A 21154-nucleotide genomic window follows, 5' to 3' on the forward strand; every position below is an offset into this window, starting at 1 on the left:
GGGAAGCGCGTGCTCAATTTGGTCTGCGAGAAGATCGCCGTTCTCGACTTGCCTTCCTATGTGAAGGACAGCGAGCTGCGCTATGTCGTGGTCAACGAAGCCTTTGCCGCACTCTTCGACCTCGATCCGATGAGCTTCGTCGGCCGGAGCGATACGGAGCTGCTCGGTACGCGTCTCGACAGTCTTCGTGACGATACCGAACGCCGTGTGCTGGTCTTCGGTGAAGATGAGCAGCTTGGCTACCGCGCCCGTCCCGACGAACCGGTGCGCATGCTCCGCATCGAGCGCTTCTATGGCGAGGACGATCAGCTCTATCTTTTCGGCTTCATGGATGCGCCACAGTCAGCCGAGCTGTCTGGGGGGTATTCCGTGCCGTGGTCGGCAGAGATGGAAGTCTTCCGCACGGTGCTTGATCGCTTGCCGGTCGCCGCTTTTGTCCGCGACAACGAACATCGCCTCGTCTTCGCCAATCAGGCCTATGCCGATCTCGCCGAATGCCCTCTGGAGGACTTGCTCGGCAAGACTGAACTCGAAATGTTCCCGCTTGCGGGTCAGATCTACCACGATGACAACAGGCGCATCCTTGATGGTGGTCTGGCTGAAGAAGTCCGGGACATCTTCGTGCGCCCCAATGGTAGCCGCGTGCCGACCTTGTGCCGGATGGGGGCGATCGAAACGCGTGACGGCTCACGCTATCTGATCGGAACCATGACCGATCTCTCCCCGCTGAGGCAGGGTGAGGAGAAACTGGCGGCTGCGCGGCGTGAAGCCGACAATATGCGGAACTACTTCCAGACCCTGCTGCTGTCGTTGCCTGTGGGCATCATGCTGCTGGGGCCGGACCTGCTGATCGAGTATGTCAACACGGCGCTTGTCGATATGGCCGAATTCGGTCCGGAGGTCGAACTGCTCGGGATGAGCTATTCGGAGTTCCTTGAGCGCGTGACCTGGCGATCGGAGCCTCACTTGGCGGCCGAAGAGGTGCGTAGCCGCATCGCCTTCCGCGTCGAGCAGTTGCTCAGTCTGGACGACGGTCCGCTGATTGATGCGAAGACGCCATCGGGTCGAGCGCTGGCTGCGGGTAGCCGCAAGCTTGAGGGTGGGCGCATTCTCGTCACGTATTCCGATGTCAGCGATATGGTTCAGCGCGAGGAAGAAACGCTGCTCTATCGTGCGGCTCTTGAGCAAATGCAGGTTCCTGTATTCATCCGCGACATCGATCGGCGGCTGATATACGTCAACGGCGCTTATGAAGAACTGCACCAACAGCGTCGGGAAGACATCTACGGCATGACGGAAGCCGAGATGTGGCCGGAGCGTGGCCAGCAACTGACCGAAGAAAATATCCGCTGCCTCGAACATGGCGAAGTGATCGAGCGCCCGAGTGATGTCGTCATTCGTGACGGTGAGGAAATTTCAGTCATTACCCGGATCAACCGGATCACGACCGCGCAGCACAAGCACTTTCTCGTCGGTTCCGTCACCGATGTTTCGGTGATAAAACGCGGGCAGGAGGCAGTTCGGGAGGCGCAAGCAAGAGCCGAAGCCCTTTATCAGGATCTCGTCGCAATGTTGCACATCATGCCCGTCGGCGTGGTGATCCTCAACGCTGACTACATGGTGGAATTCGCCAACGAAAAATGCCGTGAGATCTGGAACTGGCCGGAGGACTTGCCGCTGGCAGGTCTCAGCTTCCGTTCGTATTGTGAGCGCAACCATAGCCAAGGCAAGACCTGGCCGGGACTTGAGTTCGAAGAAGGATACAGGCGTCGGATTGCGCAGTTCGATGCACTTGAAGGCTCACAGACGACCGAGCTGTCCTATGATGACGGACAGCATGTGCTGGCGACCATAACGCGGCTGCGCGATCGCAAGATCCTGATGACCTATTCGGATCTGACCGAGATGCGCAAGCGCGAGAAGGAGATCGACGAGGCGCAGGAACAGCTTGAGCGGCTTGGTCAGTTGATGCAGGACACGATGCGCCTGACGTCCCAGGGATTGGTGGCGATCGAGAGAGGCAGGATCGCGGAGATCAATCCTGCCTTCATTCGTATTCTCGACCTCCCGGAGGATCTCGCAGCGATCGGTTCGCGCTGGCGCGATATCTTCAGCTATTGTGCCGAAAGGGGTGATTTCGGCACCGAGGGTCAGGCAATCCTCAGCCAGTGGCAGGCAGCCATGAAGGAAACCACCGGGGTTTCCACGACCTTCATGGCCGGGGCCAAGACATGGGTGAAGCTGGAGGCCACATTCGGTGGATCGGGCAGCTGTGTCGTCGTGCTCACGGATATCACCGAACTCAAGGTGCGCGAGGCGGAACTCGAAGTGCTTCTGGCGCGGAGCGAAGCGGCCGACAAGGCGAAGTCCGACTTCCTCGCCAATATGAGCCATGAAATCCGTACGCCGATGAATGGTGTGCTCGGCATGGCGGAGCTTTTGTCCAAGTCGACGCTCGACAGCCGCCAGAAGACTTTTGTCGATATCATCATGAAGTCCGGCAATGCGCTTCTGACAATCATCAACGACATCCTGGACTTCTCCAAGATCGATGCCGGTCAGCTGAAGCTGCGGAATTCGCCTTTTGATCCCGTCGAGGCGATCGAGGATGTCGCAACGCTCCTATCTGCGGCTGCGGCCGAGAAGGACATCGAACTGGTGATTTCCGGCGATCAGGCGGTCGATCATACATTCCTCGGTGATCCCGGTCGCTTCCGCCAGATCGTCACCAACCTGCTCGGCAATGCGATCAAGTTCACCGAGAAGGGGCATGTGCACATCGACCTGTCGAGCGAACCGCTGGGTGATGGCAAGGCAAGGTTGATCGTCAGCATATCGGATACGGGAGTGGGCATTGCGCCGGAGATGCAGGCGCAGATCTTTGAAAAGTTCTCGCAGGTGGACACGTCATCGACCCGTCGCCACGAGGGCACCGGGCTTGGTCTGGCGATTACCGCGGGGCTGATCAAGCTTTTCGGCGGCCAGCTGAATGTGCGCTCGCAACTCGGCAAGGGCTCTGTGTTCACGGTTGAAATGCCGCTCAAGGTTGTTGCGGAGCGGCGCCGGCAAAAGGAGCTGCCGGCCAACGTCAAGGATGCGCGGGTTCTCGTCATTGATGACAATGCGGTCAACCGCCAGATCCTCGGCGAGCAGCTGTCTATGTGGGGTTTCGACGGCCATGCCGTGGAAAGCGGGCGGCTGGGACTGCAGATCCTGGATGAGGCCCATCGTGCAGGGATCACCGTTGATGCTGTCATCATAGACTATCACATGCCGGAAATGAACGGCACAGATGTCGCGCGGATTATCCGCAACGATCGCCGCTTCGACGACATGCCTCTGATTTTCCTGACCTCCATGGATATGGCAGGCAGCGAGCAACTGTTTGAAAGCCTGAGGGTCCAGGCGCATCTGATGAAACCGGCGCGGGCGAATGTTCTGAGGGGTGCGATCATCGATGTCATTCGCACAACACGGCTGGGTGCAGGGCGCCCTCTGGTGGCTCCGCCTCTGGAACTGCAGCCGCAGATTGAGTGTCCCGTCGGTAACGCTGCCGAGGCAATGTCGGTGCAGATGCCGGCAGAGGATGTTCGGATCCTGATTGCCGAGGACAATGAGGTGAACCAGATCGTGTTCAACCAGATCCTCGCCGGCAGCGGCATCCGCTACCGCATCGTCGGCAATGGGCAGCTCGCAGTGGATGCTTGGCGAACCCACAAGCCGGATCTGATCCTGATGGATGTATCGATGCCGGTGCTCAACGGACATGAGGCCTGCCGCGCCATTCGCAGCGAAGAAATGCTGCACGGCCTGGGCGAGCATGTCCCGATCGTTGGGGTTACTGCCCATGCCCTCGACAGTGATCGCGAGGCCTGTATCGCGGCCGGTATGGACGACTATCTGTCGAAGCCGATTTCGCCGGAAACGCTCATGCGCAAGATCGGCGAATGGTATGCTCTTGAGCCGGGGCAAATTGCCGGGGGGCTCGGCGCCTAGTCCTAGGCCACTTAGACGATCGCTCTTACGCCGCTCAGCATTTCACGCTTGCCGGCAAAACCCGGTCGACGGTCAACGGCAAAGCCTGCGGCCTGCAGATTGCGGCGAACGAAGCCGGCTGCGGCGTAGGTGGCAAAACTGCCGCCCGGACACGTGTGGTCATGGACATTTTGCATCAGCTCCGGCGACCACATGGCGCTGTTGCGCGACGGGGCAAAACCATCGAGATACCAGGCGTCAAAGACCAAGGACGACGCCTGCAGCTGTTCAAGCGCATCGCCGCAAAACACCGTCAACCGTGTTTGGTCGTCAAGATCAATGTCGACTTGGCCGGATGGCTCGGACGGCCAGCGGGCAACCAGAGACTTGCGTTCTTCGTCGATCTCCGGCCAGCGCGAAAGCGCGCGATCGATGTCGGCTGCCTGCATGGGATAGAGTTCGAAGGAGACAAAGTGAAGGGTGACGTCGGCGGACCGCTCCCGCTTCCACTGCCGCCATGTTTCGCAAGCGTTGAGGCCGGTGCCGAAGCCGAGTTCACCGATCCTGAAGGCGGCACTGTCACGCCAACGTTCGGGCAGGCCATTGCCGGCGAGGAAGACGTGGCCGCATTCCAGCCGGCCGTCGGTGCGGCAATAAAAGTGATCGCCAAAGGCAGTCGAATAGGGCATATCGCCCTCTTGCCAGGTGAGGGGCGTCTGGTCTTGGCCCGCCTCGGGCGTAATGTCTGAATGGGTCATGCATGTCCGATAAATTGCTGGCGCTCTCCGGTCAATCGCACGCCGACCTTGTCATCATTGGTGGCGGCATTATGGGGCTCTGGGCGGCACTCAAGGCCGAGCGCCGGGGCATCGATACGATCCTGATTGACGGGGCCGGTCTGGCGCAGGGTGCGAGTGGCGGATTGCTCGGCGCACTGATGGCGCACATGCCGGATCGCTGGAACGAGAAGAAGCAACTGCAATTCGACGGCTTGCTGTCGCTTGAGGGAGAGATTGCATCCCTTGAAGCCGAGACCGGCCTTTCGACGGGCTATCGCCGCTGCGGGCGGCTGATCCCCTTGCCGAAGCCGCATCTGCGGCCGATTGCCGAGCGTCATCAGGCCGAAGCCAAGGTCAATTGGCAACAGCAGGGCAGGGCTTTTGACTGGCAGGTGCTGGATGAAACGCCGCATCCGGGCTGGCCGGACCTGCATGTCAGTGAAGCCGGTCTGGTTCATGACAGCTTTGCGGGTCGCGTATCACCGCGTGGCTTGACCAGTGCTATCGCGGCAAGGTTGGCAAAGAGCGATCGGGTGCGCATCCTCCAGGGAAGTCCTGTGCAGTCGATCGACCGAACGGCTGGTCAGGTCATGTTGGCGGATGGCAGCCATGTTGGATATGGACATCTTCTGGTTGCTGCGGGTTGGCAGTCATTTCCGCTTTTGACCTCGGTCGGACCCGAATTGCAGCAGCCCCTGGGGCGGGCCGTGAAGGGGCAGGCGGCGCTGTTGAAGGCGGACTTTCCCGGTGATTTGCCGTTGCTCTATCTCGATGGGCTCTATGTCGTTCCGCACGAGGGTGGACATGTCGCGATCGGGAGCACCAGCGAGAACAGTTTTGAGGACCCTTTCGGGACTGACGACAAACTCGACCTCCTGGTTGCTGCCGCCCGACGGCTGGCTCCGGTGCTCGAACAGGCCGAACTGGTCGAACGCTGGGCAGGCTTGAGGCCACGGGCGCTTGAAAGTGATCCAATGGTGGGGCCGCATCCGGACGCGCCTGCGATCATTGCGCTGACCGGTGGCTTCAAGGTCAGCTTCGGGATTGCGCATCTTCTGGCGGATGCGGCGCTTGATGCGGTGGAGGGCAAAGTGATGGCCCTGCCAGAGAGCTTCCTGTTATCGCGACATCTTTCCGCCGCTCTCATCGCGAAAGCGACGTCGCCGGCGCCTTGAACTTTTGGCATCCCGGGCACATGCGGACGGATGTCACGCAGCGTGCAATACGGTGTTGTCTCCTTCGTGAAGCTGTCATGTAAATCACCTAACCACTGGGTTGTAACGGTCATTGCTAAAATGACCGACTCGAACCAGGCGGAGGGTTGGACATGCGCTATGCGATCTGTTTTACGCCCTCTGCCGGTAACCCTCTGGCATTGGCTGCCGCAAGCTGGCTTGGCCGCAATGTTTTTTCAGGCCTGCCCGTCGAACACCCCAGCCTGCGTGGCATCGGCCTGCATGAAATCGCCTTTCATACGGCGCTGCCGCGTCGATTCGGCTTCCATGCAACGTTCAAGGCGCCGTTCCGTCTTTCGCATGGCGCCACCGAGGCGGCGTTCCTGAACGACCTGATGCTGTTTGCTGACAGGATGGATCCTGTTCTGTTGCAGGGCCTGCGTGTCGGTCGGATCGGTGATGTCTATGGATTGATCCTTGATCGGCCCTGTCCGGCCGTCGACCACCTTGCTGCCTCGATCGTCCAGGTCTTTGACGGCTTTAGAGCACCACTGAGTGAGGCGGAAATCGAGCGACGCAATCCGGACAGGCTGTCTGCGCCACAATTTTCCAACCTCAATCGCTGGGGCCATCCCTATGTGATGGACGAGTTCCGCTTTCACATGACCCTTACCGGGCCGCTTCTTGGGCGTGACTTTGCGCGAATCGAGGAGGCAATGAAGATCCATTTTGACCCGGCACTGGTGGAGCCGGTCGTGATCGATCATCTGGCGCTCTTCGTTGAAGCCGAGCCGGGGGCGCCTTTCCAGGTGCATTCGCTGCATCCGTTCGGCCGGATCGCCAATCGGCGTATCGCGTGATTTTCTGCATTGCAGCAATACCTGCTTTTTACGTCTCGACAGCCTCCCTTTGCGCCAATAGCTTCTCGACAAAACACGAGAGGTGAACCCATGACGACTGCTCCTTATCCCCGCGATCTCGTCGGCTACGGCCGCAACAGTCCTGATCCGAAGTGGCCGGGAGATGCGCGCGTCGCAGTACAGTTCGTGGTCAACTATGAAGAAGGCGGCGAGAGCAATATCCTCGACGGCGATCCGGCCTCGGAAAATCTCCTGTCGGAAATCGTTGGCGCCCAGCCGTGGCCCGGCCAGCGCAACCTCAACATGGAATCGATCTACGAATATGGCTCGCGCGCCGGCTTCTGGCGACTATGGCGGATGTTTACCGAGCGCCAGGTGCCTGTCACCGTCTATGGCGTAACGCTCGCCATGGCGCGTAACCCTGAAGCTGTTGCCGCGATGAAGGAAGCGAACTGGGAGATCGCCAGCCACGGCTATCGCTGGCTCGAATACAAGGATTTTCCCGAAGACGTCGAGCGCGAGCATATTCGCGAGGCGGTCCGGCTGCACAAGGAACTGACCGGCTCGCATCCGCTCGGCATGTATCAAGGCAAGCCATCCATGAACACGCTGCGCCTCGTGATGGAGGAGGGCGGTTTCATGTATTCGTCCGACAATTATTCCGACGACCTACCGTTCTGGGTGCCGGATCTCGACGGCAAGCCCTTCCTGATCATCCCCTATACGCTCGAGACCAATGACATGCGCTTTGCGACCCCGCAGGGCTTCAACTCCGGCGACCAGTTCTTCACCTATCTCAAGGACGCCTTCGACGTGCTCTATGAGGAGGGCAAAAACGGCAGCCCGAAGATGATGTCCGTCGGCCTCCACTGCCGCCTTGTTGGCCGTCCAGGTCGGGCGGCAGCCTTGGCGCGGTTCATCGATTACGTGACGGGTCACGAGAAGGTCTGGATCCCCAAGCGCATCGAGATTGCCGAGCATTGGCACAAGCACCATAAGCCGGCATGGTGAGGCTATCTCAGGGGCCTTGCTCGGCTGCTTCCACCAGCAACCAGTTGCGCAAAATCGCTGCGGGCTCATGCAAATCCGCGCCTGACAGGAGCCAGTAGGCCTTGTCCGCGTCGGCGGCGTCTTCGAACAGGACTGTCAGCGAACCGGCTGCCAGATGGTCGGCAATCAGGGCTGTCGGGCACAGGCCGATGCCGAGGCCTGAGAGGACCGAGCTGACCAGCAGATTGAAATCAGCATAGAGCGGGCCTGCGGGTGTCTGGCCGTCGACGTCGTGTCGGGCCAGCCAGGATTGCCACGCGGCTTCAGTCGCGTCATGCAGCAGGTGATGATTCTGAAGATCGGCTGCACTGGTGATCGGGCCGTGTTTCTCCAGATAGGCCGGTGCGCAGGTCGGCCGGGTGGCGGCGCTGAGAATGGCTTCAGCGCGGCCAGGCGGCCTTGTGCCATGGCGGATCAGGAGATCTGTTCCAGCCTCTTCCGGCGTCAATGCGCCGAGCGGATAGACAACCGAGACCTGGATTTCGGGATGCGCGGCGCGAAAGCGGGGCAGCCGGGGGCCAAGCCAGTGGTTTACCACCGAGGGCTTGCAGGCGAGGCTGACGCGCAGTCCGTTGCGGCGGGCCGTCAAACGCTCGACCGCGCGGGAAATATGGCCGAGACCTTCAGAGCATGCGGCGCCCAGTTCGCGCCCCTCTGCCGTTAAGCGCACGCCGCGGGCTCGCCTCTCGAAGAGGGTGAGTTCCAGCCAGTCCTCCAGCGCCTTCACATGCTGACTGATGGCCGCTGCAGTCATGCCGAGTTCCTTTCCGGCCTGCAGAAAACTTTCGCGGCGTGCGGCGGCCTCGAAGGCGCGTAGCGTGGAGGGGGGTGGCAGTTTCATATCGTCATGCATAAGCAAGACTTGCTCATCGGGCAAGAAGAAGCCGCGTTGTCAGGTGCTGGCAGTTCAGGCACCTTGCGGCCTCCTACTTATACATTTTTCTCTCCAGACCGGAGCATGCCATGTCGCCCTTCAATTCCACGATCCCCGTTCCCGCCGATGCAGCCGACCGCCGGGCGGTGAAACCCGTTGTCTGCTATCCGGTGGAGTCCCTGAAGGCACCCGATATGAGTATCCTGGAGCGGGCGCGGGCGACCATGGAGAAGGTCGGCGAAGTGATCGTGCCGCCGCGCGAGGGCAATACGTTTGAGGTGCCGAAGGGGCATTTCTTCCGCATCGTTAGCGTCGAGGGGCCGCAGGTCGGCGACCTCAACCTCTGGAATGCCAATGACCTTTCCGAGCGCTTCTTTTCCGGCAAGACGCGGGCGCTGCATGCGACCCATGTGACGACCGGCAATCGTCTCTGGAGCAACCTGCCGTCGCTGCGCCCGATGGCGACGATCAGCCATGACACGCTCGGCTGGTATGGCTTCGACGAATTTGGCGGGGGCGTGCATGACGTGATCGGCACCCGCTGCGATCCCTATACCAACCGTCTGCTCTCCGGCGGCGACTACCACCATTGCTGCCATTCCAACCTCTGCAGGGCGCTGGCGCATCATACCGGCTCGGACATCAAGGCGGTCGAACCGCATGTACATGACGTGTTGAATGTCTTCATGTGCACCGGCTTTACCCGCGATACGCAGCAGTATTTCATGAAGGCAAGCCCCGTGCGTCCGGGCGATTTCCTGGAGATGTTTGCGGAGATCGATCTCTTGGGCGCGCTTTCGGCCTGCCCGGGTGGCGATTGCAGCACCAGCCATTCGAGCGACGTGGCGAAGTGCTATCCGTTGAAGGTGGAGATTTATCGGCCGGATATGGCCCTGCTTGCAGATTGGCCGTTTCCGGAGCGGAATGGGTATCAGTTGCAGGTGTGAGGCTGCGAAGGGCCTGGCATGAAGGGCTTAAGCTGTGGGGGCGTCATGCTCGGGCTTGTCCCGAGCATCTGCTACGGATCAATTGCATGCGACCTCAGTAGATCCTCGGCACAAGGCCGAGGATGACGTTGCGTTTTGAGGACAGGTTTCTCAACGAAGAAATGGCCCGGCAGTGATGCCGAGCCCTTTCTTCTAAGGCTTCCTAGCAGCCCTCAGTCCTTGTCGAGGCTCTCCATGTCGATGACAAAGCGGTAGCGGACATCACTCTTGATGACGCGCTCATAGGCTTCGTTGACTTGCGCGATGTCGATGATTTCGATTTCCGGCGTGATGTCGTGCTTGCCGCAGAAGTCGAGCATCTCTTGCGTTTCCTGGATCGATCCGATCATCGAGCCCGCGAGCGAGCGGCGGCCAGCGATGAGCGCGAAGGCATGCACGGGAACCGGGTTTTCCGGCACGCCGAGCAGGACCATGGTGCCGTCGACCTTGAGAAGGTTCAGGTAGGCGTTCCAGTCGATCTCGGCGCTGACGGTGCAGAGGATCAAGTCGAAGGAGCTGGCAAGCTTCTTGAACGTCTCCGGATCCGACGTGGCGTAATATTCCTTTGCGCCGAAGGCGAGGCCGTCTTCCTTCTTCGACAGGCTCTGGCTGAGCACGGTAACGTCGGCGCCCATGGCCGCACCGATCTTGACGCCCATGTGGCCGAGACCGCCCATGCCGATGACGGCGACCTTCTTGCCGGGGCCGGCCTTCCAGTGGCTGAGCGGCGAGTAGAGCGTTATGCCGGCACAGAGCAACGGTGCTGCCTTGTCGAGCGGCAGGTTGTCCGGGATGCGCAGCACGTAGTCTTCCTGCACGACGATTGAATCGGCATATCCGCCCTGGGTCGGGGTCACGCCGTCGACTTCGACAGAGTTATAGGTGCCGACCAGATCGGGCATGTACTGTTCCCGGTAAAGGTCACGCTCGCAATGCAGGCATGAGTTGACGAAGCAGCCAACGCCGACCCGGTCGCCGACCTTATATTTTGAGACCTTCGAGCCGACAGCGGTGACGATGCCGGCGATCTCGTGGCCGGGAACCATGGGGAAGGTGGAGTTGCCCCATTCGTTGCGGGCCTGGTGAATGTCCGAATGGCAGATGCCGGAGAACTTGATGTCGATCACCACGTCATCGGCGTTGGGTTCGCGACGCTCAAAGGTGAAGGGAACCAATGGCTTGGAGGCGTCCGTTGCGGCATAGCCTTTGGCAATCGGCATGGGGTATCCTTTCGAAATGAAATGGGAACTGCGTGCCTTAGATAGGTCGCCGCCGGTCATCCGCAAGCGAGCCGACTTGCCGTTTATGTTGAAGGTGCCTGTCTCATGCGGAAACTCGACAAGCGCCGGGGCCTCGGCTACTTCTTGTCTCCAGCTGCTTCGCGAGGTTCGCGGACAGACCCCACCTTGCCGCTCCTGCGGCCCCACATGACAATGGATAGACGGTATGGACAGAGCGGATTTCGTTCAGCGTTTCGGCGGCGTCTTTGAGCATTCGCCTTTCATCGCCGAGCGTGCCTTCGACGCCGGCATGATCGAGGAGCCGCTCACGGCACTCGATATCCATGATGCCATGGCCGCAATGTTTCGCACGGCGAGCCAAGATGAGCGGTTGGGCGTGCTGAGGGCGCATCCCGATCTGGCGGGCAAGCTCGCCATCGCTGGAGGGCTGACCGAAGACAGCAAGCGCGAACAGGCTGGCGCCGGTCTCGACCGGTTGAGTGCCAGTGAGCATGCCCGCTTCACCGAACTCAACACGACCTATGTCGAGAAATTCGGTTTTCCCTTCATCATCGCGGTCAAGGGGCTGACCAAGGACGACATTCTCGCGGCTTTTGAAAAGCGCATTTCCAATGGCCGCGACCAGGAATTTGACACCGCCTGCCAGCAGGTGGAAAAAATCGCCAGGCTTCGTCTCGAAAGCCTGCTTCCGGAGACACATTGACATGCTTGAGACCTCGACCGTCGTTTTGCCGGATTTCGCTGCCGGTGCCGTCAACCTTGCTTCGGCCCGCCTGGGTGCCGTAGGTGTCTTCTCGACCGATGAGTTCTTCGCGCCGGTGTCGCGCATGTTGAACGATGATCCGGCGAGCTTCGATCCGGAACTCTACGACGACAACGGCAAATACATGGATGGCTGGGAAAGCCGCCGCAAACGCGTGCCCGGCCATGACTACGCGATCATACGGCTCGCCATGCCAGGCCGGATCTTCGGCTTCGATGTCGATACGCGCTTCTTTACCGGCAACTATCCACCCCACTGCTCGATCGAGGCCGCTTTCGTCGAGGCGGGTGATCCGACCGACGCGACAGTCTGGACCGAACTGGTGACCAAGTCGTCGCTGGGGGCTTCGGCGCAGCACTTCTTCGCCAATTCCGACACGTCAAAGGTCTGGACGCATCTGCGCCTGCATATCTATCCGGATGGCGGCGTGGCGCGTCTGCGCGTCTATGGAGCTGCCCATTTCGACTGGTCGAAGGTGGGTGCCTCGGAAGAGATCGATCTCGCCTACATCTTCCATGGAGCCAAGTCTCTGGCGTGGTCGGATGCGCATTACGGCCATCCCGACAAGATTCTCTCGCCCGGTCGCGGCACCAATATGGGCGACGGCTGGGAAACCAAGCGCCGCCGTGGGCCCGGGCATGACTGGGCGATCATCCGGCTCGGCCATGCCGGTGTGATCAACCGGGTGCTGATCGACACCCATTTCTATAAAGGCAACTACCCCGATACCTGCGAGCTGCTCGGCGCCTATCTGCCGGATGCCGGCGACACCTTCAGCGACGCGGAGATTTCAGCATCGGAACAGTGGAAGCCAATCCTGACGCGTCAGAAGATGCAGATGGATGCGGAGCATTTTTACGCAGGCGACCAGGTCCAGAAAATCGGGCCAGTTACGCATGTCAGGATCGGTGTGCATCCCGATGGCGGCGTGATGCGCCTCAGGCTCTTTGGGACCAAGGCCTGATGTCTTTGGACTGACGCAATTCAAGGCACAAAACTGGTTCCCGGTTTTGCGACAATCTCTCTGAAAACGAAAAGAGCGGACCAGAAGTCCGCTCGTCGCATGTTGAACCGTCCGCTGAGCGGGCGGTTTTTTATCGGCTGGATGCCTTACTGCTTCGGCGTCCGTTCGGCTTCGCGGATCGCGGCCTCATGATACCAGCTCGCTGAGCCGCTCTCATAAATGACAGGCTTTGCCGTCTGGCGCTCGCGCATGGCCTTAATCCTTGCCGCATCGCGTACCGGGAATTCGTAGATTTTCGCCGATTCCCGAACCATGTTCGTTGTCATGCTACTACCTCTCGTTCACACCTGATGGTGCCAATATCCCGACTATAACACGAGAATTGGCGATTGCACACAGAAAGTGCAGAATGCTTATTTTTTGGGCATTAATGCCGCGAAAAAAGTGATGAATTTAAAATCATCATTCCTGATCGGCGGCATGTTCCGCCGATAGAACGGCCGGACATGTCATGCAGTTCCTGCCATATGAAGCCAATCTACTTAAGGAATCGCTTTTATTTTCGTTTTTTGCTGCTTTGCCTGCGGCAAAATGGTCATGCCGATCCTTGGGAGCGTTAATTGGCACGCTTCCTGCATTTCTCTCAGCGACTCCCGGTGTGACCGGAGAATCAACCCTCTGTGCGCCCATGACTGGCGTAAGACTGAAGAGAGAGCACCATGACCAAGTTTAAGCTCGAGTATATCTGGCTCGATGGCTACAAGCCGGTAGCGAACCTGCGTGGCAAGACGCAGATCAAGGAATTCGACAGCTTCCCGACCCTGGAACAGCTGCCGCTCTGGGGCTTTGACGGCTCCTCGACGATGCAGGCCGAAGGCCACTCGTCGGATTGCGTGCTGAAGCCGGTCGCCATCTATCCCGACCCGGCCCGCACCAACGGTGCGCTCGTCATGTGCGAAGTCATGATGCCCGATGGCGTCACGCCGCATCCGTCGAACAGCCGCGCCACCATCCTCGACGACGAAGGCGCCTGGTTCGGTTTCGAGCAGGAATACTTCTTCTACGAAAATGGCCGTCCGCTCGGCTTCCCGGAGCAGGGCTACCCGGCTCCGCAGGGTCCGTACTACACCGGCGTTGGCTACAAGAATGTCGGCTCGATCGCCCGTGAGATCGTTGAAGAGCATCTCGACCTTTGCCTCGAAGCCGGCATCAACCACGAAGGCATCAATGCCGAAGTGGCCAAGGGCCAGTGGGAATTCCAGGTGTTCGGCAAGGGCTCGAAGAGCGCTGCCGACCAGATCTGGATCGCTCGCTACCTGCTCCTGCGTCTTTGCGAAACCTATGGCATCGACGTCGAATTCCATTGCAAGCCGCTCGGCGATACCGACTGGAACGGTTCGGGCATGCACTGCAACTTCTCGACCACCTTCATGCGCGAAGTGGGCGGCAAGGAATATTTCGAAGCCCTCATGGCGGCCTTTGCCAAGAACTGGCAGGAGCACATCGACGTTTACGGTCCGGACAACCATCTGCGCCTGACCGGCAAGCACGAGACGGCTCCGTGGAACAAGTTCTCCTACGGCGTTGCTGACCGTGGCGCATCGATCCGCGTTCCGCACTCCTTCGTGAACAACGGCTATAAGGGTTACCTGGAAGATCGCCGCCCGAACAGCCAGGGCTGCCCCTACCAGATCGCTTCGATCGTTCTGAAGACGATCTCGGAAGTTCCGACGGCCGACTACGCGAAGAACGCCGCCTGATTTCAGGCTGACTGACTAACGATTGCAGCGCCGGTGGAAACACCGGCGCTGTTTTCGTTTTGGGGGTATCCTCAGTAAAGTTCAGCATCTTTTGTTTGCGCGAGCTCTGACTTATATTGTCGTCAAGGAGATCGGTGATGCGACCGTCGGATGTGCTGGAACGAAAGAGATATTTGATCCGCGAGGTGACGGCTCGTCACAACGCGGCTAATCCTCGTGTCTTCGGTTCAGTCGCCCGTGGAGAAGACCGGTCAGACAGCGATCTCGATATTCTGGTGGATGCGCTGCCAGGTTCTTCCCTGATGACGCTCGGCGGTCTGCAGTCAGCCCTCGAAGATCTTGCAGAGGGTGTGCCTGTGCATCTCGTGACGGCTAGCGAGATACCGCAGAAGCATCGGGGGCGAATCCTCGCGGAAGCGCTGCCAATATGAACCGCGAACATCGTATCCGCTCGCTTCTTGATCGGATCCGGAGCGCATCTCTTGATGCTCACGACCTGTTGGGTCCAATAGATCTGAAAGACTTCCGGACAAATCTTCTGGTTCAACGCGGCGTCGGAATGAGTCTTTTGATGGCAAGCGAGAGCGTGGTCCAACTCGAAGCGTTTTCGCCCGACTTCGTTGCTGAGCATCCGGAAATCAATTGGGTGACGATCCGTGGCATGCGGAACAGAATGGCGCACGGATATTTCGACATCAATCTGGACTATCTATACCAGACTGCGAATTATGAAGCGCTTTGATTTGGTTCGGATCATCGACGCCCTAATTCATATCTATCCTGAGGGAGAATAACCCCCTTTGCCCATCGAGCTCCCCATCCGTCCCCTGACGGCTTCCGCCTTCGCGCCCTTCGGCGAGGTGATCGAGGCAGATCCTTCGACCATGCGGCTGATCAATGGCGGCACGACCGAACGCTTTCATGCGCTGTTCTCGCCCGAGATTGCAGGCGAGGGCGCTCGGGTGATCGTCAATATCTTTCGCGGTCAGCCGCGCGCCTTTCCTTACGAAATCACCATGATGGAGCGCCATCCCTTCGGCAGCCAGAGCTTTTCGCCGCTGTCGGGGCGACCTTTCCTCCTCGCCGTCTCCCTCGATGAGGATGGCAAGCCGGGGCAGCCACAGGTGTTTCTGGCAGCCCCGCATCAGGGCGTCAATTATCGGCGCAACACCTGGCATCACCCTTTGATGGCGATTGATGCGGTCAGCGATTTCCTGGTTGTGGATCGCGATGGACCCGGCAACAATCTTGAAGAGTTCTTTTTCGATACCCCCTTCCTGATTCGGGAGCCCCAGATATGACCGGTCTCACCACCCATGTGCTCGACACGGCACTCGGCAAGCCTGCTCAAGGCTTGCGAATCCAGTTGCTGCGGATGAACGGTGAGGAGGCAGACCTGATCACGACCGTCTTTACCAATGATGACGGGCGTGTCGACGGTGGCCCGATCCTGAGCGGCGAGGCGTTTCAGCCAGGGCAATATGAGCTGCTGTTTCATGCCGGAGACTATCTGAAGGCGGCCGGTCTGGCGCTGACCGATCCGCCTTTCCTGGATGTGATCCCGATCCGTTTCGGCATATCCGACACCACGGCACATTATCATGTGCCTCTGCTGCTCTCGCCCTATGGCTACTCGACCTACAGGGGCAGCTGAGCGATGCGATTTGCCGCCATCGCGGACATTCATGGCAATGCATTGGCGCTTGACGCGGTGCTCGCTGATATCGCTGCCCACGGGATCGCGACAAGCGAGATTGTCAATCTGGGGGACTGCCTTTCCGGCCCGCTTGAGGCTGGTCGCACCGCCGATATCCTGCTGTCGCTCGGGCTCACAACAGTGCGTGGCAACCATGATCGCTATCTGATCGAGCATGCGGCGGGCGACATGCATGAATGGGAGGCCGATGCCTATTCGCAGCTATCGCAGGCCCATGTCGACTGGCTGCGCGCAATGCCCTTCGAAACCGTGTGGCGTGATACTGCCTATCTCTGCCATGCAACGCCGAAGGACGACAATACCTATTGGCTTGAGGACGTATCGGCGCAAGGCCATGTGCATATGCGTGGCCGTGCTGAGATCGAGGCCTGGGCCGCGGGCATTGCATGTCCGCTGATCCTGTGCGGGCACACGCATGTCCCCCGTATGGTTCGTCTTGCGGATGGCCGGTTGATCGTCAATCCCGGCAGTGTCGGCGGGCCTGGTTATAGGGATGATGCGCCTTATCCTCACAAGCTGGAAACCGGCACGCCGCATGCCAGCTACGCCATCCTCGATGATGCGTCGGGCGCTTGGGGCGTCACCTTCCGGCTCGTGCCCTATGATCATATGGCGATGAGCCGGCTCGCCGCCGAGCGCAACCGGCCGGATTGGGCGGTCGCGCTGGCCTCGGGTTTCGTCGCGTGACTGCTGTTGGCTGATTACCATGTCTGATTAGATACCGGATCGATTTCTCCTTGCAGCAATTGCAATCTTTGTCATGATGTTTCCTGGTTTGAGGTGGCCTGCAGTCCGCGCCTGGAAGGGTATGGCGAACACCTCTCATCCTTTGCTGACTGTTTCACCGTGTGGCGAAGGCGTTGGTAATGCGGACGCCGACGATTGCTTTGCCATGACGGGGGAGCTGATATGCGCGATTATCGCGATGCAAAGGCCATGGCTAAAGCCATGCGCGAGGCGCTTGCTGGCGCCGGGCTGATGGTGACACATACTCAAGCGCTGGAGGTCGTCGCTCGACAGTTCGGCTTGGCCAACTGGAATGTCTTGTCGGCCAGAATAGATGATGCAAGCGGGGAGACCAAAGCGCAGGATCTCGCCGCTTCCGGGAGCATCGTGCTGCAACAGGCGGTGCCGATCGTGCGGATCTTCGATGTCGCTAAGGCCCGGGAGTTCTACCTGGATTTCCTCGGTTTCACCATCGACTGGGATCATCGGTACGGAGAGGACTTTCCGGTCTACATGCAGGTCTCGCGGTCCGGGCTGAAGCTGCATCTCTCCGAACATTCGGGCGACGCGACCCCGGGTGGAAATATGTGCGTCTACATGACCGGGATCCGGGACCTGCATGCCGAACTGACGGGTAAGCAATACCGATACATGCGGCCTGGGCTGGAAAAGACCGGCGACCGGCTAGAGGTGCAGGTGACGGACCCGTTCAATAATCGCATCCGCTTCATGGAAGTCGTTGGGTGATGTGTGCGAGGGGGCGCAGCCTTGTGCCGCGCCCCTGTCGGGGAGCTGACCTGTCTTGGGGGCGATCTTAAGGTCAAACCTTGAACGGGTTTTCCGCTATGATGCTCCCGTCGACATCAGCCATTTGCCGCTTGCCGCAGAGTGCCATGGTGATGTCCATTTCCTTGGCGATGATCTCCAAGGCCTTGGCAACGCCCTTCTGGCCCATGGCGCCCAAGCCATAGAGGAAGGGGCGGCCGATATAGGTGCCCTTGGCGCCGAGCGCGATCGCCTTCAAGACATCCTGGCCGGAGCGGATGCCGCCATCGAGATGGACTTCGATCTTGTCGCCGACGGCATCGACGATTTTTGGCAGCATTGATATCGAGGAATGCGCACCGTCGAGCTGGCGGCCGCCATGGTTGGAGACGATGATCGCGTCAGCGCCCGTTTCGGCGGCCATCTTGGCGTCCTCGACATCAAGAATGCCCTTGATGATCAGCTTGCCGCCCCACTGTTTCTTGATCCATTCTACATCGGCCCAGGAAAGCTTGGGGTCGAACTGCTCGGCCGTCCAGGAATGCAGCGAGGAGAGGTCGGTGACGTTCTTGGCGTGGCCGTGGATGTTGCGGAAGGTGCGGCGGTTGGTCTGCAGCATGTTCCAGCACCAGCGTGGGCGTATCGCCATCTGGTAGAGGTGCTTGGGCGTCAGCTTCGGCGGGGCGGCAAGGCTGTTGCGGATGTCCTTGTGGCGCTGGCCAAGCAGCTGCAGGTCAGCGGTCAGGACGAGCGCCGAGCAGTTGGCGGCGCGGGCGCGCTCGATCAGGTTCACGACGAAGTCACGGTCGCGCATGACGTAAAGCTGGAACCAGAAGGGCCGCTTTGTGACCGAGGCGACGTCCTCGATCGAGCAGATGCTCATCGTCGAGAGCGTGAAGGGAACGCCAAACTCTTCCGCGGCCCTGGCGGCGAGCATCTCGCCATCGGCATGCTGCATGCCGGTGAGGCCGGTTGGCGACAGAGCCACCGGCATCTTCACCGTCTCGCCGATCATCGTGGTTTCCAGCGTGCGGTCGCTCATATCCACGAGCACGCGCTGGCGCAGCTTGATTTTCGAAAAATCGCTTTCGTTGGCGCGGTAGGTGCCCTCGGTATAGGAGCCGCTATCGGCATAATCGAAGAAGAGTTTTGGCACGCGCTTGCGTGCGAGCTTCTTCAGATCGGAAATTTCAAGGATCGGCCCCATTTTATCTCTCTCCGCCAATGTCTGTCAGCCGGCATATCATGCCAGTCGGTGGGCTGTGAACAGGTCGTGAGGCTTAGAGGTAAGAAAATTTTACCTGTCTATGGGTTTCAGAAGTGCTCGCCGGATTTGAAGGGGCCGACGCGCATGCCGGCGGCGATCAGATAGGCGGTTGACCAGCCGATCAGCAGGAAGCCGTTGACCCCTTCCAGGGCTGCCAGCATGCGCCATTCCGGGTGGGGCACGACGTCGCCATAGCCAACGGTGGAGAAGGTGATGGTGGAGAAATAGAGAGCCGTCTCGAAATCGTCGACGACGCCGATGAGCGTGAAGCTGGCGGCCCAAAGCCAGACTTCGGCTGTCAGCACGGCAAAGACGCCGATGACGACGGTGTTCATCGCGAGCATGCGGCTGCGGTGGCCATGCAGACGAATGCGATCCGTCACCCAACTCATCATATGGGTCACACCCATGAGGCCGAAAGTGTGGATCACCACCGTCAGCGAGATCATCAAGGTGCCTAGCGCAAGATTGGTGGCCAGCATGGTTCATCCTCCTTGGGATGAGTGCAATTCAACGAAGATCCTTGCGTATCATGAATTTGAGGCCAGACCAGATGTCAGTCACAGCGCAGACTTTGACGTCAACGAGACCGGTTGGCAGGAAAATCGTTCGCAGCACATCTTCTGTGATCGTGGTCGGGACCTTAGAGGCTTTCTTGGGCCAGGAGATCCACATCATGCCTGATGGTTTCAGCATGGTCTTCAGGCGCTCGGCCTGGTCCTCAAGACGAGCGCGTTGCGTCTCGAAGACATGAAGGTAGTCCAGTCCGGAGCGATTTGCGTGTTCTAGGCTGGCGACCTTCGGTGCCGCAGGCAGATCGGCAGTCAGCTGGTCGAGGTCTGCAGGCAGATTTACGAACAATGCGGCGAGGTCCGGCTTCAATCCGAGCTTCTTCGGAAGAGGGGTGCCGGAATAGCCGCTTTCGCTCATCTGATCCTCACATCATGATCCCGGGTTTGGACGCCTTGCCTGCCACATAGGTTTCGACTACGGCGCGGTCGTCGCCGAGCGTCTGCAAGAGGAAGAGTTCTTCCGAGAGCGAGGTTACCGTCTCCATCCTCAGGCGCATGGCCGGAGTCGCGGCTGCGTTCAGCACGACGATATCGGCATCGGTGCCTTCGTCCAGCGTGCCGATGCGGTCAGCGAGGTCGAGGGCCACGGCATTGCCGAGGGTCATGTGGTAGAAGCTTTCGAGCGGGTTCATGCGCTCGCCGAGCAATTGCTGGATCTTGTAGGCCTCGTCCATGGTCTTGAACATGGAATAGCTGGAGCCGCCGCCGATATCGGTGGCGACTGCGACGGTCACAGGCTTTTCCCGGCGCTTGATCGCCTTCAGCGGAAAGAGGCCGGAACCGAGGAAGAGGTTCGAGGTCGGGCAGTGGACGGCGACAGCGCCGCTGTCTGCCATGGCATCGGCCTCGCGGTCCGACAGATGGATCGCGTGGCCGAAGAGCGCCTTTTTCCGCAGCAGGCCGTAGCGGGCATAGATGTCCGTATAATCCTTGGCGTCGGGATAGAGTTCGCAGGTGAAGTCGATCTCGTCCTTGTTCTCCGACAGATGCGTCTGGATATGCAGATCGGGGAATTCCTCCGCCAGCTTCTGCGTCATCGCCATCTGTTCTGGCGTCGAGGTGATGGCAAAGCGGGGGGTGATGGCGACGTGGTTGCGGCCCTTGCCATGCCATTGTTCGATGACGGCGCGGGTCTCGTCGTAGCCGAGTTGCGGCGTATCGAGCAGCCCCTGCGGCGCGTTGCGGTCCATCATCACCTTGCCGCCGATCATAAGCGTGCCGCGGTTCAGGCTCTCGGCAAAGAAGGCGTCGGCCGAGGCCTTGTGCACCGAACAATAGGCAACCGCCGTGGTCGTGCCCTGGCGCAGAAATTCGTCGAAGAACTGCGTGGCGATGCGCTCGGCATGCGCGCTTTCGACGAAGCGGCATTCCTCGGGGAAGGTGTATGTGTTGAGCCACTCCAGGAGATTGGCGGCATAAGACGCGATCACCTGCATCTGCGGGAAATGCACGTGGCAGTCGATCAGGCCAGGCAGGATCAGGTGCGGGCGGTGGTCGATTTCAGCAATGGCCGCTCCGGCCTTTGGCTTCACATCCGCGTAGGTACCGACAGCTGCAATCTTGCCGTCGCGGACCAGCAGCGCGCCGTCTTCCTCGTAGAGATAGCTTTCGCGGTCACCGGCATGGTCTGGTGCCCGGCGGAAGGAGAGGAGGCGGCCGCGGATCAGGGTCTCTGTCATT

Annotated in this window: 22 protein-coding genes; 14 read left to right on the forward strand and 8 right to left on the reverse strand. The window is 59.8% G+C overall.

Annotated elements, in window-relative coordinates; all coding sequences use genetic code 11:
- Nucleotides 1–9: 9 nt before the first annotated feature.
- On the forward strand, nt 10–3996 hold the full coding sequence (locus ACSV9I_RS00495) for a PAS domain-containing protein (protein WP_438326524.1): 3987 nt from the start codon (nt 10–12) through the stop codon (nt 3994–3996).
- An 11-nt stretch (nt 3997–4007) separates the two neighbouring features.
- Here ACSV9I_RS00495 and mnmD read toward each other — a convergent pair whose 3' ends face one another.
- On the reverse strand, nt 4008–4733 hold the full coding sequence (mnmD, locus tag ACSV9I_RS00500) for a tRNA (5-methylaminomethyl-2-thiouridine)(34)-methyltransferase MnmD (protein WP_438326525.1): 726 nt from the start codon (nt 4731–4733) through the stop codon (nt 4008–4010).
- A gap of 2 nt (nt 4734–4735) precedes the next feature.
- Here mnmD and ACSV9I_RS00505 point away from each other — a divergent pair, with 2 nt between their 5' ends.
- The 3 genes from ACSV9I_RS00505 (at nt 4736) to puuE (ending at nt 7800) form a co-directional block, all read left to right on the forward strand.
- Nucleotides 4736–5929 carry an NAD(P)/FAD-dependent oxidoreductase gene (locus ACSV9I_RS00505; protein WP_438326526.1) on the forward strand — a complete coding sequence of 398 codons (1194 nt, stop codon included), beginning with the start codon at nt 4736–4738 and terminating at the stop codon, nt 5927–5929.
- Between the two features lie 152 nt (nt 5930–6081).
- Complete coding sequence (locus ACSV9I_RS00510; RefSeq protein WP_438326527.1) at nt 6082–6789, forward strand: DUF1045 domain-containing protein; 708 nt, start codon at nt 6082–6084, stop codon at nt 6787–6789.
- A gap of 90 nt (nt 6790–6879) precedes the next feature.
- Nucleotides 6880–7800: an allantoinase PuuE gene (gene puuE, locus ACSV9I_RS00515; RefSeq protein ID WP_438326528.1), complete on the forward strand. Its 921-nt coding sequence runs from the start codon at nt 6880–6882 to the stop codon at nt 7798–7800.
- A gap of 7 nt (nt 7801–7807) precedes the next feature.
- Here the strand turns inward: puuE and ACSV9I_RS00520 are convergent, their stop codons facing one another.
- Nucleotides 7808–8680 (reverse strand): LysR substrate-binding domain-containing protein, encoded by an 873-nt coding sequence (locus tag ACSV9I_RS00520; RefSeq protein ID WP_438326529.1) that lies wholly within the window; start codon nt 8678–8680, stop codon nt 7808–7810.
- A gap of 122 nt (nt 8681–8802) precedes the next feature.
- On the opposite strand from ACSV9I_RS00520, the gene ACSV9I_RS00525 reads away from it, so the two are divergent.
- A complete protein-coding gene (locus ACSV9I_RS00525; protein ID WP_054157697.1) occupies nt 8803–9660 on the forward strand; it encodes an urea carboxylase-associated family protein in 858 nt (285 codons plus the stop codon).
- A 212-nt stretch (nt 9661–9872) separates the two neighbouring features.
- On the opposite strand, the gene ACSV9I_RS00530 is transcribed toward ACSV9I_RS00525, so the two are convergent.
- Complete coding sequence (locus ACSV9I_RS00530; protein ID WP_438326530.1) at nt 9873–10919, reverse strand: NAD(P)-dependent alcohol dehydrogenase; 1047 nt, start codon at nt 10917–10919, stop codon at nt 9873–9875.
- Between the two features lie 226 nt (nt 10920–11145).
- On the opposite strand from ACSV9I_RS00530, the gene uraD reads away from it, so the two are divergent.
- A complete protein-coding gene (gene uraD / locus ACSV9I_RS00535) occupies nt 11146–11643 on the forward strand; it encodes a 2-oxo-4-hydroxy-4-carboxy-5-ureidoimidazoline decarboxylase (RefSeq protein WP_054157695.1) in 498 nt (165 codons plus the stop codon).
- A 1-nt stretch (nt 11644) separates the two neighbouring features.
- Nucleotides 11645–12667 (forward strand): allantoicase, encoded by a 1023-nt coding sequence (gene alc / locus ACSV9I_RS00540; RefSeq protein WP_438326531.1) that lies wholly within the window; start codon nt 11645–11647, stop codon nt 12665–12667.
- 146 nt (nt 12668–12813) lie between these two features.
- Here alc and ACSV9I_RS00545 read toward each other — a convergent pair whose 3' ends face one another.
- Nucleotides 12814–12993 (reverse strand): DUF2735 domain-containing protein, encoded by a 180-nt coding sequence (locus tag ACSV9I_RS00545; RefSeq protein ID WP_438326532.1) that lies wholly within the window; start codon nt 12991–12993, stop codon nt 12814–12816.
- 393 nt (nt 12994–13386) lie between these two features.
- Between ACSV9I_RS00545 and ACSV9I_RS00550 the strand changes: the two genes are divergently transcribed.
- From ACSV9I_RS00550 to ACSV9I_RS00580, 7 genes are all read left to right on the forward strand, one after another.
- Nucleotides 13387–14427: a glutamine synthetase beta-grasp domain-containing protein gene (locus ACSV9I_RS00550; protein WP_054157692.1), complete on the forward strand. Its 1041-nt coding sequence runs from the start codon at nt 13387–13389 to the stop codon at nt 14425–14427.
- Nucleotides 14428–14564: 137 nt separating this feature from the next.
- Entirely contained in the window at nt 14565–14858 is a 294-nt protein-coding gene (locus ACSV9I_RS00555; RefSeq protein ID WP_438326533.1) for a nucleotidyltransferase family protein, read from the forward strand.
- Nucleotides 14855–15169 (forward strand): HepT-like ribonuclease domain-containing protein, encoded by a 315-nt coding sequence (locus tag ACSV9I_RS00560; RefSeq protein ID WP_438326534.1) that lies wholly within the window; start codon nt 14855–14857, stop codon nt 15167–15169. The genes ACSV9I_RS00555 and ACSV9I_RS00560 overlap by 4 nt, the downstream gene beginning before the upstream one ends.
- A 58-nt stretch (nt 15170–15227) precedes the next feature.
- Nucleotides 15228–15728, forward strand: coding sequence for an ureidoglycolate lyase (locus ACSV9I_RS00565; protein ID WP_438326535.1), 501 nt, complete (start codon nt 15228–15230; stop codon nt 15726–15728).
- Nucleotides 15725–16081: a hydroxyisourate hydrolase gene (gene uraH / locus ACSV9I_RS00570; RefSeq protein WP_054157688.1), complete on the forward strand. Its 357-nt coding sequence runs from the start codon at nt 15725–15727 to the stop codon at nt 16079–16081. The genes ACSV9I_RS00565 and uraH overlap by 4 nt, the downstream gene beginning before the upstream one ends.
- Nucleotides 16082–16084: 3 nt before the next feature.
- The gene (locus ACSV9I_RS00575) at nt 16085–16831 is read left to right on the forward strand and encodes a metallophosphoesterase family protein (protein WP_438326536.1); all 747 of its coding nucleotides are present in this window, start codon (nt 16085–16087) and stop codon (nt 16829–16831) included.
- 222 nt (nt 16832–17053) lie between these two features.
- Entirely contained in the window at nt 17054–17617 is a 564-nt protein-coding gene (locus ACSV9I_RS00580; RefSeq protein WP_438326537.1) for a glyoxalase superfamily protein, read from the forward strand.
- A gap of 73 nt (nt 17618–17690) precedes the next feature.
- Here the strand turns inward: ACSV9I_RS00580 and ACSV9I_RS00585 are convergent, their stop codons facing one another.
- The 4 genes from ACSV9I_RS00585 to guaD all read right to left on the reverse strand — a co-directional run bounded on the left by ACSV9I_RS00585 (nt 17691) and on the right by guaD (nt 21153).
- Nucleotides 17691–18842, reverse strand: a complete 1152-nt coding sequence (locus ACSV9I_RS00585; protein ID WP_438326538.1) for an alpha-hydroxy acid oxidase — start codon at nt 18840–18842, stop codon at nt 17691–17693.
- Between the two features lie 107 nt (nt 18843–18949).
- A complete protein-coding gene (locus ACSV9I_RS00590; protein ID WP_054157685.1) occupies nt 18950–19384 on the reverse strand; it encodes a potassium channel family protein in 435 nt (144 codons plus the stop codon).
- A gap of 28 nt (nt 19385–19412) precedes the next feature.
- A complete protein-coding gene (locus ACSV9I_RS00595) occupies nt 19413–19832 on the reverse strand; it encodes a hypothetical protein (RefSeq protein WP_438326539.1) in 420 nt (139 codons plus the stop codon).
- 7 nt (nt 19833–19839) lie between these two features.
- Nucleotides 19840–21153, reverse strand: coding sequence for a guanine deaminase (gene guaD, locus ACSV9I_RS00600; protein ID WP_438326540.1), 1314 nt, complete (start codon nt 21151–21153; stop codon nt 19840–19842).
- Between the last annotated feature and the right edge of the window lies 1 nt (nt 21154).

The organism is Rhizobium sp. G187, from assembly GCF_051549525.1.
GTDB lineage: Bacteria > Pseudomonadota > Alphaproteobacteria > Rhizobiales > Rhizobiaceae > Allorhizobium.

Bases quoted from the DNA above. Each gene is read 5' to 3' on its own strand.
- mnmD (WP_438326525.1), bottom strand. From the start codon at position 4,733: ATGACCCATTCAGACATTACGCCCGAGGCGGGCCAAGACCAGACGCCC.
- ACSV9I_RS00505 (WP_438326526.1), top strand. From the start codon at position 4,736: ATGTCCGATAAATTGCTGGCGCTCTCCGGTCAATCGCACGCCGACCTT.
- ACSV9I_RS00510 (WP_438326527.1), top strand. From the start codon at position 6,082: ATGCGCTATGCGATCTGTTTTACGCCCTCTGCCGGTAACCCTCTGGCA.
- puuE (WP_438326528.1), top strand. From the start codon at position 6,880: ATGACGACTGCTCCTTATCCCCGCGATCTCGTCGGCTACGGCCGCAAC.
- ACSV9I_RS00520 (WP_438326529.1), bottom strand. From the start codon at position 8,680: ATGAAACTGCCACCCCCCTCCACGCTACGCGCCTTCGAGGCCGCCGCA.
- ACSV9I_RS00525 (WP_054157697.1), top strand. From the start codon at position 8,803: ATGTCGCCCTTCAATTCCACGATCCCCGTTCCCGCCGATGCAGCCGAC.
- ACSV9I_RS00530 (WP_438326530.1), bottom strand. From the start codon at position 10,919: ATGCCGATTGCCAAAGGCTATGCCGCAACGGACGCCTCCAAGCCATTG.
- uraD (WP_054157695.1), top strand. From the start codon at position 11,146: ATGGACAGAGCGGATTTCGTTCAGCGTTTCGGCGGCGTCTTTGAGCAT.
- alc (WP_438326531.1), top strand. From the start codon at position 11,645: ATGCTTGAGACCTCGACCGTCGTTTTGCCGGATTTCGCTGCCGGTGCC.
- ACSV9I_RS00545 (WP_438326532.1), bottom strand. From the start codon at position 12,993: ATGACAACGAACATGGTTCGGGAATCGGCGAAAATCTACGAATTCCCG.
- ACSV9I_RS00550 (WP_054157692.1), top strand. From the start codon at position 13,387: ATGACCAAGTTTAAGCTCGAGTATATCTGGCTCGATGGCTACAAGCCG.
- ACSV9I_RS00555 (WP_438326533.1), top strand. From the start codon at position 14,565: ATGCGACCGTCGGATGTGCTGGAACGAAAGAGATATTTGATCCGCGAG.
- ACSV9I_RS00560 (WP_438326534.1), top strand. From the start codon at position 14,855: ATGAACCGCGAACATCGTATCCGCTCGCTTCTTGATCGGATCCGGAGC.
- uraH (WP_054157688.1), top strand. From the start codon at position 15,725: ATGACCGGTCTCACCACCCATGTGCTCGACACGGCACTCGGCAAGCCT.
- ACSV9I_RS00575 (WP_438326536.1), top strand. From the start codon at position 16,085: ATGCGATTTGCCGCCATCGCGGACATTCATGGCAATGCATTGGCGCTT.
- ACSV9I_RS00580 (WP_438326537.1), top strand. From the start codon at position 17,054: ATGCGCGATTATCGCGATGCAAAGGCCATGGCTAAAGCCATGCGCGAG.
- ACSV9I_RS00585 (WP_438326538.1), bottom strand. From the start codon at position 18,842: ATGGGGCCGATCCTTGAAATTTCCGATCTGAAGAAGCTCGCACGCAAG.
- ACSV9I_RS00590 (WP_054157685.1), bottom strand. From the start codon at position 19,384: ATGCTGGCCACCAATCTTGCGCTAGGCACCTTGATGATCTCGCTGACG.
- ACSV9I_RS00595 (WP_438326539.1), bottom strand. From the start codon at position 19,832: ATGAGCGAAAGCGGCTATTCCGGCACCCCTCTTCCGAAGAAGCTCGGA.
- guaD (WP_438326540.1), bottom strand. From the start codon at position 21,153: ATGACAGAGACCCTGATCCGCGGCCGCCTCCTCTCCTTCCGCCGGGCA.